The sequence below is a fragment of the Enterococcus raffinosus genome (assembly GCF_001886185.1).
Classification (GTDB): Bacteria; Bacillota; Bacilli; order Lactobacillales; family Enterococcaceae; genus Enterococcus_A; species Enterococcus_A raffinosus.
The window spans coordinates 84,732-99,503 of sequence record NZ_JXLA01000011.1 but is presented as its reverse complement, the minus strand read 5'-3'; the positions used below and the strand labels follow the sequence as shown (position 1 = coordinate 99,503).

The following is a 14,772-nucleotide window of genomic DNA, read 5'->3' as shown; positions in this document are numbered from 1 at the left end:
GGATTTTTGTATGATTGAAAGAGTAACGGATAATACGTTTGACCTTCATTCAAAATATCAGCCTGCTGGCGATCAGCCTGAGGCCATTGAACAACTTGCCGAAGGAATCGTCGATGGAAAAAAAGCGCAAATCCTTTTAGGAGCTACCGGGACAGGTAAAACTTACACGATTTCCAATGTTATTAAGGAAGTAAATAAGCCAACCTTGATTATTGCCCATAATAAGACGTTAGCGGGGCAATTATATGGAGAGTTTAAGGAGTTCTTTCCTAACAACGCGGTGGAGTATTTCGTTAGTTATTATGACTACTATCAACCAGAGGCGTATGTGCCTTCTAGTGATACGTATATTGAAAAAGACTCGAGTATCAATGATGAGATCGATAAGCTTCGCCACTCGGCGACAAGCGCCTTACTTGAACGAAATGATGTGATCGTTGTTGCTTCAGTTTCCTGCATTTTTGGTTTGGGATCACCAAAGGAATATTTGGAGCAAGTGGTTTCTTTGCGTGTAGGAATGGAAATGGATCGAAACCAATTATTACGGAATTTAATTGATATTCAATTTGAACGAAACGATATTGACTTTCAGCGTGGTCGTTTTCGTGTTCGTGGGGATGTAGTGGAAATATTTCCCGCATCACGTGATGAACGTGCGTTACGCGTGGAATTTTTTGGTGATGAGATAGAACGAATTCGCGAAGTAGACGCATTAACAGGAGAAATCACCGGTGAAACAGAGCACGTAGCCATCTTCCCGGCGACCCACTTCTTAACCAATGAAGAGCATATGGAAGTGGCGATCAGTAATATTCAAAAAGAGCTTGCTGATCGGTTAGAAGTCTTGAGAAATGATAACAAGCTATTAGAGGCTCAGCGATTAGAACAACGAACCAATTATGATATCGAAATGCTTCGAGAAATGGGCTATACATCTGGTATAGAAAACTATTCTCGTCATATGGACGGACGTAAAGAGGGCGAGCCGCCCTATACGTTGATCGACTTTTTCCCAGATGACTTTTTACTAGTTGTGGATGAATCTCATGTGACGATGCCGCAAGTAAGAGGTATGTACAACGGTGACCGAGCACGTAAACAGATGCTGGTAGATTATGGTTTCCGGTTGCCATCAGCTTTAGATAATCGTCCATTAAGATTAGAAGAGTTTGAAGAGCGCGTGAATCAGATTGTCTACGTTTCGGCGACTCCTGGTCCTTATGAACATGAAGAAACAGATACAGTAATAGAGCAAATCATCCGTCCGACTGGACTACTAGATCCGGTCATTGAAGTCCGCCCGATTATGGGACAAATAGACGATTTGGTTGGAGAAATAAACGAACGCTCTGAAAGAAATGAACGTGTTTTTGTCACGACTTTAACAAAAAAAATGTCCGAAGATTTAACAGACTACTTTAAAGAACTAGGTATCAAGGTTAAATACCTCCACAGTGATATCAAAACCTTAGAACGTACTGAGATTATTCGTGATTTACGATTAGGAAAATTTGATGTGCTAGTTGGTATTAATTTACTTCGTGAAGGTCTAGATGTACCTGAAGTCTCATTGGTGGCTATCTTAGATGCAGATAAAGAAGGCTTCCTTCGCAGTGAACGCTCACTTGTTCAAACAATTGGTCGTGCTGCCCGAAATTCAGAGGGAAAAGTTATTATGTATGCTGATAAGGTGACGGATTCAATGCAACGTGCAATGGATGAAACATCACGCCGTCGTAGCATTCAGCAACAATATAATGAAGAACATGGCATTGTACCTAAGACGATTATTAAAGAAATTCGTGATTTGATCGCAATTAGTAAGGTTGCAGAAGATACTGGAACTTACGATACCACCTCTTATGAAGAGTTATCTAAATCTGAACGTAAAGAACTTATTGCGAAACTTGAAGATGAAATGCGAGAAGCGGCTAAAACACTTGATTTTGAAACTGCCGCAACATTACGAGATACAATCTTAGAATTAAAAGCAGCAGAATAACTGATGAAAAAATGTCACGTTTTTTTCGGCTGTGGAAAAAGGAATACAGTTAATGAACAATGAACAAGGAGAAATAAATGGCAAATGATAAGATAGTAATTCATGGAGCGCGAGCTCACAATTTAAAGAATGTAGATGTCACGATTCCTCGTGATAAGATGGTGGTTGTTACTGGTCTATCAGGTTCAGGAAAGAGTTCGCTGGCTTTTGATACGCTATATGCTGAAGGGCAGCGCAGATATGTGGAAAGCCTGTCTGCTTATGCGCGGCAGTTTTTAGGCCAAATGGATAAGCCTGATGTTGACAGCATTGATGGATTGAGTCCAGCGATATCTATTGATCAAAAAACTACAAGTAAAAACCCTCGGTCAACAGTAGGAACCGTGACGGAGATTAATGATTATTTGCGTTTACTATACGCACGTGTAGGTCATCCAATCTGTCCGAATGACCATATTGAAATTACCTCTCAATCTGTTGAGCAGATGGTCGACAAGGTGCTTGAATTACCTGAGCGAACCAAAATTCAAATATTAGCGCCAGTTGTTGCAAAGAAAAAAGGACAACACAAAAAAGTCTTCGAAATGATTCAACGAGAAGGATATGTCCGTATGCGTGTTGATGGAGAATTGTATGATGTGACAGATGCTCCAGAACTAACCAAGAATAAAAAACACGATATCGAAATCATCGTCGATCGTATTGTGGTTAAGGAAGGTATCCGCTCGCGTCTATTTGATTCCTTCGAAGCAGCGTTACGCTTAGCTGAAGGGTATGCGATTGTTGATGTAATCGGGGAAAAAGAAATGCTATTCAGCGAACACTACGCTTGTCCTTATTGTGGTTTTACAGTAGGCGAACTTGAACCTCGACTGTTTTCATTCAACGCACCGTTTGGAGCTTGTCCAGATTGTGACGGGTTAGGGGTTAAGTTGGAAGTCGATTTGGATTTAGTTATTCCTGATCAAAGTAAAACGTTGCGTGAAGGGGCATTGATTCCTTGGAATCCGATCAGTTCTCAATACTATCCTCAAATGCTAGAGCAAGCATGCTTGAGTTTTGGTATTGATATGGATACTCCGTTCGAGGATTTGCCAAAAGAACATCAAGAAATCATTTTGAATGGTTCAAATGGAGAAAACTTCCATTTCCATTATGAAAATGACTTTGGCGGTGTTCGTGATGTAGAAGTACCTTTTGAAGGGATTATTAACAATATTAATCGACGTTATGCAGAAACGAACAGTGATTTTACACGTGATCAAATGCGTTTATATATGACGGAATTAACATGTCAAACCTGCCACGGCTATCGGTTGAATCCACAAGCTTTATCAGTGAAAATCAATGATGTTAATATTGGACAAGTTAGTGAAGATTCTATTAATAGAGCACTCGATTTTTTCGAAACTGTTGCATTAAGTGAACAGGAAAAGGTAATTGCCAAGCCTATTTTGAAAGAAATCAAGGATCGTCTTAGCTTCTTACGAAATGTTGGGTTAGATTATCTTACCTTGAGTCGAGCTTCAGGTACCTTGTCTGGTGGAGAAGCTCAACGAATTCGGTTGGCGACTCAAATCGGTTCAAACCTATCTGGTGTCTTGTATATTTTAGATGAACCCTCGATTGGTTTGCATCAGCGAGACAATGACCGCTTGATTGAGTCTTTGAAGAAAATGCGAGATTTAGGAAATACTTTGATTGTAGTAGAGCATGATGAAGATACAATGCGTGCGGCAGATTATCTGATTGATGTCGGTCCAGGTGCAGGGGATCAAGGTGGCGAGATTGTCGCTGCTGGAACACCTAAACAAGTTGAAAAAAATCCAAAATCCTTGACAGGTCAATATTTATCTGGAAAACGAGAAATCGCTGTGCCAAAAGAACGTCGAAAAGGAAATGGAAAGAAAATAAAAGTTACTGGCGCTGCTGAAAATAACTTGAAAAGCATTGATGCCGAGTTCCCATTAGGGAAATTTGTTGCTGTGACAGGTGTCTCAGGTTCTGGGAAGTCTACTTTAGTTAACCAGATCTTGAAAAAGGCTCTTGCACAGAAGTTGAATCGTAATTCAAACAAACCAGGAAAATTCAAAAAAATTACTGGATACAACAATATCGAAAAATTAGTTGATATTGATCAAAGTCCAATCGGGAGAACACCGCGGAGCAATCCCGCAACCTATACAAGTGTTTTTGATGATATTCGAGATTTATTTGCTCAGACAAATGAAGCGAAGATTCGCGGTTATAAAAAGGGTCGGTTCAGCTTTAATGTAAAGGGCGGACGTTGTGAAGCTTGTCGCGGAGATGGGATCATCAAAATTGAGATGCATTTTTTACCTGATGTTTATGTACCGTGTGAAGTTTGTCATGGCAAACGCTATAACTCCGAAACATTGGAAGTTCATTATAAAGGAAAGAATATTGCGGATATTCTGGAAATGACTGTTGAAGATGCTGTGGAATTCTTCAAACACATTCCTAAAATTCATCGAAAACTTCAAACGATTGTTGACGTTGGTTTAGGCTATGTCACGATGGGGCAGCCTGCGACAACACTTTCAGGTGGAGAGGCTCAACGAATGAAGCTTGCTAGTGAACTTCATAAGAATTCCAATGGAAAGAATTTCTATATTTTGGATGAGCCGACAACAGGACTTCATACAGATGATATTGCTCGTTTGTTAAAGGTTCTGGAACGTTTTGTTGACTCAGGAAATACGGTATTAGTGATTGAACATAATTTGGATGTGATTAAATCAGCCGACTACGTTATCGATCTAGGACCAGAAGGCGGCGACGGTGGTGGAACCATACTAGCAACAGGGACACCGGAAGAAATTGCTGAAGTACCAGACAGTTATACAGGACATTATTTAAAACGCGTCTTAAAAAATAAATAACTGATAAAGCTTGATGCAAGCAAAGGATTCTCCTTTGCTTGCATTTTTCTTTATGGTATGATTATCAAGGATTTAGAATGAGAAGGTGTAAGAGAATATGAATGAAAATCAAAAATTTGTCCCGATTTTATTAGGGAGCGATATCAACGTTTACGGTATGGCCCGTTCTTTTCACGAAGCCTATGGAATCGTATCAGAGGCTTATGCTGGTCTACAATTAGCACCAACAAAATATAGTAAGATCGTGAACGTACATGTTGTACCAGGATTTGATAAGGATCCTGTGTTCATCGAGCAGATGCGCGAATTAGGAAAAAATACGTACAACGATCCTAATGTAAAATATTTATTGATTGCTTGCGGTGATGGATACGCTGAGCTAGTTTCACAACATAAAGAAGAGCTTTCCGAATGGTTTATTTGCCCGTATATTGATTTTGATTTACTCCAAAGTCTGATTAGTAAAGTCAGCTTTTACGAAATTTGCGAAAAATATGATTTGCCTTATCCAAAAACATTTATCATTACTGAAGATATGTTAGAGGCTGGTAAGTTAAAACAGGATTTACCCTTTGATTTTCCTGTTGCACTAAAACCAGCGAATAGTGTGGAATGGCTATCAGTTGATTTTGAAGGAAGAAAAAAAGCCTTTATTTTAGATACTCGTGATGAATTTGACACAATCATTGAGCGTATTTATCAAGCTGGTTATACGAGTGAAATGATTGCGCAGGACTTTATTCCTGGAGACGATAGCAACATGCGTGTATTGAATGCTTATGTCGATCAAAACCATCAGGTTCGCATGATGTGCTTGGGACATCCATTATTAGAAGATCCTTCTCCAGAAGCGATTGGAAACTATGTGGCGATCATGCCTGAATATAACGAGAAGATCTACCAGACAATTAAAGGATTTTTAGAGAAAATCAACTATACTGGCTTTGCAAATTTTGACATGAAGTACGATCCTCGTGATGGAGAATATAAATTGTTTGAAATCAACTTACGGCAAGGACGTAGTAGTTTCTTCGTTACTTTAAATGGCTTCAATTTAGCACAATACGTAACTGAAGATCGCGTTTTTGAAAAGTCGTTTACTGAAACGATTTACGGTAAAGCAGAACCAGCTACATCCATGTTATGGATGGGGGTTCCAAAGGGTGTTTTTGAGAAATTTGCTCGAAATAATAAGGAAAAAGAAAAAGCTCTAGAAATGATCAAAAATGACCATTGGGGAACGACAGTCTTTTACAAGAAAGATATGTCCTTGATGCGGTGGATTTTAATGAAGTATATGTTCAGCAAGTACAAAGGACGCTTCGATCTATTCTTTAAAGAGAAAGAAGGATAAGTATGGAAAATTTCTTTAGTATTCTTGGTGGAATGGGGACGATGGCGACGGAAAGTTTTATTCGAATCCTTAACCAACGTACACATGCTCATAATGATCAAGAATACTTGAACTATGTGATGTTCAATCATGCAACGGTTCCTGACCGCACGGCTTTTATTTTAGATCACGAATCACCAAGTCCATTACCCTTTTTATTGGATGATATAGAGAAACAAAACCTATTACAGCCGGATTTTATTGTACTCACTTGCAATACTGCTCATTACTTTTTTGATCAACTACAGGGGGCAACAAATATTCCGTTGCTGCATATGCCGCGTGAGGCTGTAAATGAAGTGACAAAGCATCATAAACCCGGCGAGAAAATCGCAGTATTAGCAACTGCTGGGACAATTTCCGCTAAGGTTTATCAAAGTGAGCTAGAGGCAAAAGGATTTGAAGTTTTGATTCCTAAGCCAGACTTACAAGAGAAGGTTAATCATCTAATTTATCACGATGTAAAAGAGAATGATTATATCAACAGTGATTTGTATCTAGAGATTCTTTCAGATGTTTTTGAAAAATATGGTTGTCAGAATGCTATTCTTGGCTGTACCGAGCTGTCTTTAGTTCAAGAATTGACAAAAGAAGTTCCTTTTCCAGTAATTGATGCGCAATCTATTTTAGCGGACCGGACAATTGAATTAGCACAGAAAAACAGATCTTCTAAATAGGAGATCTGTTTTTTATTTGCACATTTTTTTCAGTTTCTATTCTATTAGGAAAATCTAAAGAATGACAAATGAGTAGCAAAGACACGCCAGGAGTGTTATAATTTTTTTAGATAGCGAAAGAAGCTAGCCTATGGTTTCTTTGGCATCTTTTTATTTAGTTCAAAAATTTGGCTTATGATTATTGATGAGCCTATCAATGTATTTCAAATCGCAATATCGTCTATTCGTCTATATAGAACAATAGTAAATTAAAATAATCATTCTCAGGAGTGAGTCTCTAATTACGCGAAAGGAGTGACACAAATGACTGATAGTTTACATTTGGTTGTCATTACAGGTATGAGTGGTGCAGGTAAAACTGTCGCAATTCAAAGTTTTGAAGATATGGGGTATTTTTGTGTAGATAATATGCCTCCAGGTTTAATTCCGAAGTTTTGGGAATTGATCCGTGAATCAGGAAAAGTAACTAAGATCGCTTTAGTAGTAGATTTACGTTCTCGCTCATTTTTCGAAGATATTCAAAAAATGCTAATAGAGATAGAAAATACAGGGTTCATTGATACAAGTATCTTGTTCTTAGATTGTTCAGATGAAGAATTAGTCTCTCGCTACAAAGAGACGCGTCGCGCACATCCGCTTGCGATGGATGGCATGATCACTGAAGGTATTCGTAAAGAACGCGCAATCTTGGAAGATTTAAAGAATAGAGCTACTCTAATGATTGATACAACAGATTTAACGCCGCGTCAATTACGAGAAAAAATTAATCAAACGTTTAAAGATAAGGATGACGCGGGATTCCACGTGGAGGTAGTTTCTTTTGGCTTTAAATATGGGTTGCCAATCGATGCTGACATAGTTATGGATGTTCGTTTTTTGCCGAATCCACACTATATTCCAGACCTGCGGCCTCAAACCGGGCTAGACAAACCGGTATATGATTATGTAATGTCATTTCCTGAAACAGAAAGTTTTTACACGAATTTTGTTCGTTTAATTATGGACATTCTGCCTGGCTACATTAATGAAGGAAAAAGTTCATTAACGATTGCTATCGGCTGTACTGGTGGACAGCATCGGTCAGTCGCTTTGACAGAGCGTATTGGAAAGGCAATTACGGATGCAGAGTACAAGGTAAATATCACTCATCGCGATAAGGATAAGCGGAAAGAGACGGTGAATCGTTCATGAAAATGAAAACATACCGTATTCGTAAACCGAAGATAGTGGTTATCGGTGGTGGGACAGGATTACCAGTTATTTTAAAAAGTTTACGAAATCAAAGTGCTGATATTACAGCAGTGGTAACTGTAGCAGATGACGGTGGCAGTAGTGGTGAACTACGCGATTCGATCGACATGGCCCCCCCAGGTGATTTGAGAAATGTTTTGGCCGCCTTATCTGACATGCCGAAGCTCTATGAAGACTTATTTCAATATCGTTTTCATGAGGATGACAAATTTCTTGCAAATCATACGATTGGGAACCTTTTAATCGCGGCTTTATCAGAAATGCGAGAAAGTACGTATGAAGCAATTCAATTACTTTCCATGATGATGCACGTGGACGGGCATATTTACCCTTCTTCGGAAACGCCGCTAGTGTTGCACGCGGATTTTGATGACGGAACAAGTGCAGTGGGAGAATCAAAAATAGCTCTGGATCGTAAGACGATAGAAAGAGTTTATGTCACAGAAAAAAATGGTGAAAAAGCGATTCACGCAGCACGTAAAGTAGTCAATGCTATCAATGAGGCAGATATGGTTGTCTTAGGACCAGGCTCCTTATTCACTAGTATCTTGCCTAACTTAGTCATTGAGGAACTAGGAAATGCGGTTCGTACAACAAAGGCAGAGGTAGTCTATATTTGTAACATTATGACCCAAAAAGGTGAGACCGAACATTTCAGTGATGCGGATCATATTCGTGTTCTTCACAAACACCTCGATAGCAAATTTATTGACACTGTATTAGTCAATACTGAAAAAGTTCCTGAAGGATATATGGATCCAGAGATCTATGATGAGTACTTGGTACAAGTTACACATGATTTTAACGGGTTAAGGGAAGAAGGCTGCCGAGTTGTTTCAACTGACTTTTTAAAACTTCGTGATGGTGGCGTCTTTCATGATGGAGACAAAGTTGTCGATGAGCTATTTCGAATTGTTTTTGGTGCAAAAATTTAAGACTGGATTTTTAAATAAGTGTCGAAATAGTAAATCATTAGTTAGAACTAATTTTATTTAGGAAAATTAGTTCTTTATTATGAGAAGGAGGGCTCGTCATGTCTTTTGCGGCAGAAGTAAAAAAAGAGTTAACGGGTCTGGCAGTCCAAAAGAATCTCGCACAAGCTGAGTTAGCCGCATTGATAAGAATGAATGGTTCCCTTAGTTTGAGTAATCATCAATTTGTTTTGAATGTGCAAACTGAAAATGCGGCGATTGCTCGTCGAATTTTTACTTTATTAAAAGAGCATTATAATGTGCGAAGCGAGTTACTGGTACGTCGGAAAATGAAATTGAAAAAAAACAACGTCTACATTGTTCGATTGAAACAAGAGACACAAAATATTTTATTGGATTTGGATATCATGGACGGCATGATGTTTCAAGCGCATATATCGAATGAAATTAAGCAATCAGATGAAAAAACTCGTGCGTATTTACGTGGTGCATTTTTAGCCTCTGGTTCAGTTAATAATCCAGAAACGAGCCGTTATCATCTAGAAATATCTTCAATTTACGAGGAACACAATCAAGATATTTGTGACCTGTTGAATCAATTTGACTTGAATGCGCGTACGCTGGAACGCCGAAATGGCTATATCACTTATCTTAAAGGCGCAGAGAAAATAGCTGATTTTCTAACTTTGATTGGTGCGACGAATTCAATGTTAAAATTTGAGGATGTTCGAATCGTTCGTGATATGCGAAATTCTGTCAATCGACTAGTGAATTGCGAAACAGCCAATATGAACAAAACGATAGATGCTGCGTCTAAGCAAATTGAGAACATTCATTTTATTGAGTCGACGGTTGGACTACAATCGTTACCAGAAAAGCTGCAGGAAATAGCAGAATTAAGGATTCAAAATCCTGAAATCAGTCTAAAAGAACTAGGAGAAATGATTCCATCAGGAGCCATTTCGAAATCAGGTATCAACCATAGAATTCGAAAAATTAATGATTTTGCCGATAATTTACGAAAAAAAACCGTTTGATAGTCAAACGGTTTTTTTCTGTTTATTCAGCAATGTAAGCTTTTAAAGTTGCTTCATCAATGGATTCGTCAAAAATATGATCACCTAATACAATGGTTGGTACGAATTGAATGTTTGCTTGGGCTGCCTCATTGCGGATTTCTCCTTGCAGATTTTGGTTTGCTTGTTGAATAAAGCTCAATGTTTTTTCAGCATACTCAGCTACAGCTTCTAAAGCAAGGTCTTGCCAATTTTCTTGTGTTTCAAAAGCTTGTCTGATTTGAATCATAGCCTTGGCAGGATTATTGTCAATATATTCGTGCATTACATTTCCGCGCTGTAAGCTAATTTTATCTTTATCTAATAACTTGATAACACGTTGAACTTTGCCTTCTTCGACCGCTTCACTCAGCGTTTCATAGGATTCCTCAAACCATTGTTTGCAGTAGGGACATCGTAGGTTAATAAATTCAATTAAACGCTTTGGCGCAGTGTCTGATCCAATTTTAATTCCATTGAAATCATTTACTAAGTTTGCTTTTATTATAGAAATATCCATGAATAAACACGTCCTTTCATAGTCTAGTTTACAAAAGATTCTAAAGAAAACAAACTCTTTTGATATAAATAAGTTAAAAAGATTGAAACGTCTGTTTGAAAATAACTCAGCTTAGTTTATAATAAATCCGTTGTTATAAAGATTATAAGGTTAAGATTTCTATTTTGAGGTAAGCCAATTTTTTAGCTGTCATTTTACCACTTAAATGAAATGTTACAAAACAATAGAATCGTTGTCTTTTCCAAGAAAAAAGGACGAATTACAATAAGGAGGAGAACTATGCGTAAGAAAAAAACGATGGATGGAAATACAGCAGCAGCTTACATTTCATATGCATTTACTGAGTTAGCTGCAATTTATCCAATCACTCCTAGCTCAACAATGGCTGAACTTGTGGACCAATGGTCTTCAGAGGGAAAGAAAAATATATTTGGTCAACCGGTATCAATTACTGAAATGCAATCAGAGGCGGGTGCCGCAGGTGTTGTTCATGGTGCGCTTAAAACGGGTGCACTAACAACTACTTATACTGCATCGCAAGGATTATTACTAATGATTCCAAACATGTATAAAATGGCAGGAGAGTTACTGCCAGCCGTTTTTCATGTGGCTAGTCGCGCAGTTACAACAAATGCGTTAAATATTTTTGGAGATCATGGAGATGTAATGGCGGCACGCCAAACAGGATTCGCGATGCTACAGGAGAGCAGTGTACAAGAAGTAATGGATTTGTCTGCGGTGGCGCATCTAGCAGCTATTGAAGGCAGCATCCCATTCATGAACTTTTTTGACGGTTTTCGTACTAGTCATGAGATTCAAAAGGTTGAGGTATTAGACTATGAAGAATTGGCGCCGCTTGTTGATCAAGAAAAGTTAAGAGCATTCCGTAAGCGAAGCATGAATCCAAATCATCCAACAATCAGTGGGACGAATCAGAATCCTGATATACATTTTCAACAACGCGAAACAGTCAATCGTTATTACGATGAATTGCCAGCAATCGTTCAAAAATATATGTTTGAAATCAATAAACTCCGTGGTACTCAATATGATTTGGTTACTTATTACGGGGCAGAAAATGCGGAAGAAGTCATTGTAGCAATGGGTTCTGTGGCACAAACGATCGAACAAACGGTGGACTATTTAAATGCTAATGGTCGGAAAGTTGGTTTTTTAAATATTCATTTGTATCGTCCGTTCCCAACCGAGAACTTTTTAGAAAAGCTTCCAAATTCTGTGAAGTCTATTGCTGTTTTGGATCGTTCAAAAGAGCCTGGAGCTGATGGTGAGCCATTATTATTAGACGTTCAAGGCGTCATGTATGAAGCGGATATCCGTCCTAGAATCATCGGTGGACGTTTTGGTTTAGGCTCTAAGGATGTCACACCAGACCAAATTATTGCTGTATATGGTGAATTGTTAAAAGAGAAAGGAAAAACCAAAAAGCGTTTTACTATCGGTATTGTTGATGATGTAACTAATATGTCGCTCGAAACAAAGGGAACCCTTGACTTGACGAACCCTAATACTTATCAGGCAAAATTCTGGGGTTTTGGTTCAGACGGAACAGTGGGGGCAAATAAATCAGCAATTAAAATTATCGGAGATCATACGAACAAATATGCGCAAGGTTATTTTAGCTATGATTCAAAAAAATCAGGCGGATTGACTGTTTCACATTTGCGCTTCGGAGATACACCTATTCGCTCGACCTATCTTGTCGAAAGTGCTGATTTTATCGCCTGTCATACACCTGCTTATATTCACACCTATGACTTGCTGAAAGGATTGAAACCAGGCGGGATATTCTTAATGAATACTATGTGGAATGATGGGCAGATTGATAAATTATTACCTGCTAAGATGAAACGCTATATCGCCGAGAATAATATTAGATTTTACACAATTAATGCTGCTAAATTAGCCATGGAAGTCGGGCTTGGTTCGCGGATCAACACAGTGATGCAAACAGCATTCTTTAGTTTGACGGGCATTATCCCATTTGATGAAGTGATAGAGATTTTAAAATCTGAAGCCGATAAAAGCTACCGCCGTAAATCACTGGAAATCGTAGAAAAGAATATTGCGGCGATTGATCAAACCGTTGAATTATTGCATCAGGTACAGATTCCTAAAACGTGGAAAACCATTGAAACGCCTGCCCATGTACGGAAATCTCCCGTGCCACAATATGTTGAACAAATTGTTGAACCGATCAATTCTCAACGAGGAGATGCACTTACTGTTAATGACCTTGTAGCAAACGGCATGACAGATGGAACCATACCAACAGGTACCACAAAATTTGAAAAACGCGGGGTGGCATTAGAGGTTCCTCATTGGATTAGCGATCGTTGTACAATGTGTAACGAATGTTCATTTGTATGTCCTCATGCGGCTATTCGCCCATTTTTGGCAGATGAAGAAGAAATGGAAGAAGCACCAGAAGGATACATCGTCCGAGAAATGCGCGGTGCCGATGGCTTGAAGTATCGTATTCAAGTTTCAGTTGAAGACTGTACTGGCTGTGGTCTTTGTGTCGAAGCATGTCCAGCTAAAGGCAAAGCACTAGTTATGAAACCATTTGAAGAAGAGAAGGAACAAGCAATCAATTGGGCCTTTTCAATGACATTAAAGCAAAAGGCAAATCCAGCAAAAACAAATTCCGTTTTAGGTTCACAGTTCAATCAACCACTGCTTGAATTCTCGGGAGCATGTGCAGGTTGTGGTGAAACACCTTATGTGAAATTAATGACACAAATGTTTGGTGATCGGATGATGATTGCAAATGCGACAGGCTGTTCATCTATTTGGGGAGCGGCTGCCCCCGTTAGTCCTTACACAACAAACGAAAAAGGTCAAGGGCCAGCGTGGTCTAACTCATTGTTCGAGGATAATGCTGAATATGGATATGGAATGTTTTTGGCAAATCAAACCCGACGTAAAGAATTAGCAGATAAAATTAATGACGTTCTAAATATGGTTTCTGATGATTTACGGGAGTTAATGGAAGACTGGATGGATCATATGTATGAATCTGATGGAACTCAGCAAAGAGCAGCTAAGTTAACTTCAGCGCTTGAAGCAGAAGGGTTGGAGAATGCTAAACTAGCTGAGATCTATGACAACCGTGACTTATTTGTCAAAACTAGCCAATGGATGTTTGGCGGAGATGGTTGGGCGTACGATATTGGTTTCGGTGGTATTGACCATATATTAGCTAGTGGAGCAGATGTAAATATCTTAGTAATGGATAATGAAGTATATTCGAACACCGGCGGTCAAACATCTAAAGCAACACCAGCTTCTGCCATCGCAAAATTCTCAGCGGGTGGTAAATATCAATCTAAGAAGGATTTAGGAATGATGGCGATGACATATGGCAATGTTTATGTTGCACAAATCGCTTCAGGAGCTAATCAAATGCAGACAATCAAAGCTCTGGAAGAAGCTGAAAAATTCCCAGGACCTTCTTTGATTATTGCTTATACACCATGTATTAATCATGGCTTGCGCGGTGGAATGAGCAAAACTTTACAAGAGGCCAAAGATGCAGTAAATTCTGGTTATTGGTCATTGTATCGTTACAATCCAATTCAACGTGAAAAAGGAAAGAACCCAATGACGTTGGATTATAAAAAACCAAACTTTGATGATATGATTGGCTTTATGAAACAGCAGACACGCTTCTCAGCACTAGAAAGAGTTCAGCCTGACGATGCACAGCGCCTATACCAAAAAACAGTAAACGATGCTCAAACACGTTTTTATAACTATGCACGTATGGCGGGACAGGAAGAAAAAATTCGTGCGAAATTAGAAGGAACAAAACTTGAAGTAACGAAGACTACTAGTGAAAAGAAAGTAAAAAGTGAGCGGAAAGCTGATCCAGAAGCAGCAGCCCGGCGTGCCGCTCGCAGAGCTGCTCGCGCTGAAAAAAGAAACCAATAACTTTTTGGATGTTGTCGTTATATTAAGATAGTAAGATAAGAAAGCATGTAACCATCAAAATTATTATAGAAGAAATTAAACAGTAGTA

9 protein-coding genes are annotated in these 14,772 nt (G+C 38.8%); 8 read left to right on the top strand and 1 reads right to left on the bottom strand.

The features are described from left to right. Nucleotides 1-10: 10 nt before the first annotated feature. The 7 genes from uvrB to whiA all read left to right on the top strand — a co-directional run bounded on the left by uvrB (nt 11) and on the right by whiA (nt 10,195). A complete protein-coding gene (gene uvrB / locus RV13_RS07825) occupies nt 11-2,002 on the top strand; it encodes an excinuclease ABC subunit UvrB (RefSeq protein ID WP_010745018.1) in 1,992 nt (663 codons plus the stop codon). Between the two features lie 77 nt (nt 2,003-2,079). Beyond that, on the top strand, nt 2,080-4,905 hold the full coding sequence (gene uvrA / locus RV13_RS07820; RefSeq protein WP_010745017.1) for an excinuclease ABC subunit UvrA: 2,826 nt from the start codon (nt 2,080-2,082) through the stop codon (nt 4,903-4,905). Nucleotides 4,906-5,002: 97 nt separating this feature from the next. After that, on the top strand, nt 5,003-6,259 hold the full coding sequence (locus tag RV13_RS07815; RefSeq protein ID WP_010745016.1) for a carboxylate--amine ligase: 1,257 nt from the start codon (nt 5,003-5,005) through the stop codon (nt 6,257-6,259). A 2-nt stretch (nt 6,260-6,261) separates the two neighbouring features. Further along, nucleotides 6,262-6,975: an amino acid racemase gene (locus tag RV13_RS07810; RefSeq protein ID WP_010745015.1), complete on the top strand. Its 714-nt coding sequence runs from the start codon at nt 6,262-6,264 to the stop codon at nt 6,973-6,975. Nucleotides 6,976-7,278: 303 nt separating this feature from the next. Then, nucleotides 7,279-8,166 (top strand): RNase adapter RapZ, encoded by an 888-nt coding sequence (rapZ, locus tag RV13_RS07805; RefSeq protein ID WP_010745014.1) that lies wholly within the window; start codon nt 7,279-7,281, stop codon nt 8,164-8,166. After that, the gene (locus RV13_RS07800; protein ID WP_010745013.1) at nt 8,163-9,161 is read left to right on the top strand and encodes a gluconeogenesis factor YvcK family protein; all 999 of its coding nucleotides are present in this window, start codon (nt 8,163-8,165) and stop codon (nt 9,159-9,161) included. The genes rapZ and RV13_RS07800 overlap by 4 nt, the downstream gene beginning before the upstream one ends. Before the next feature lie 98 nt (nt 9,162-9,259). Beyond that, on the top strand, nt 9,260-10,195 hold the full coding sequence (whiA, locus tag RV13_RS07795; protein ID WP_010745012.1) for a DNA-binding protein WhiA: 936 nt from the start codon (nt 9,260-9,262) through the stop codon (nt 10,193-10,195). A 22-nt stretch (nt 10,196-10,217) separates the two neighbouring features. On the opposite strand, the gene RV13_RS07790 is transcribed toward whiA, so the two are convergent. Further along, a complete protein-coding gene (locus RV13_RS07790) occupies nt 10,218-10,733 on the bottom strand; it encodes a thioredoxin domain-containing protein (protein ID WP_010745011.1) in 516 nt (171 codons plus the stop codon). Between the two features lie 279 nt (nt 10,734-11,012). Here RV13_RS07790 and nifJ point away from each other — a divergent pair, with 279 nt between their 5' ends. Beyond that, on the top strand, nt 11,013-14,684 hold the full coding sequence (gene nifJ, locus RV13_RS07785) for a pyruvate:ferredoxin (flavodoxin) oxidoreductase (protein ID WP_010745010.1): 3,672 nt from the start codon (nt 11,013-11,015) through the stop codon (nt 14,682-14,684). Nucleotides 14,685-14,772: the final 88 nt, after the last annotated feature.

Bases quoted from the DNA above. Each gene is read 5' to 3' on its own strand.
- uvrB (WP_010745018.1), top strand. From the start codon at position 11: ATGATTGAAAGAGTAACGGATAATACGTTTGACCTTCATTCAAAATAT.
- uvrA (WP_010745017.1), top strand. From the start codon at position 2,080: ATGGCAAATGATAAGATAGTAATTCATGGAGCGCGAGCTCACAATTTA.
- RV13_RS07815 (WP_010745016.1), top strand. From the start codon at position 5,003: ATGAATGAAAATCAAAAATTTGTCCCGATTTTATTAGGGAGCGATATC.
- RV13_RS07810 (WP_010745015.1), top strand. From the start codon at position 6,262: ATGGAAAATTTCTTTAGTATTCTTGGTGGAATGGGGACGATGGCGACG.
- rapZ (WP_010745014.1), top strand. From the start codon at position 7,279: ATGACTGATAGTTTACATTTGGTTGTCATTACAGGTATGAGTGGTGCA.
- RV13_RS07800 (WP_010745013.1), top strand. From the start codon at position 8,163: ATGAAAATGAAAACATACCGTATTCGTAAACCGAAGATAGTGGTTATC.
- whiA (WP_010745012.1), top strand. From the start codon at position 9,260: ATGTCTTTTGCGGCAGAAGTAAAAAAAGAGTTAACGGGTCTGGCAGTC.
- RV13_RS07790 (WP_010745011.1), bottom strand. From the start codon at position 10,733: ATGGATATTTCTATAATAAAAGCAAACTTAGTAAATGATTTCAATGGA.
- nifJ (WP_010745010.1), top strand. From the start codon at position 11,013: ATGCGTAAGAAAAAAACGATGGATGGAAATACAGCAGCAGCTTACATT.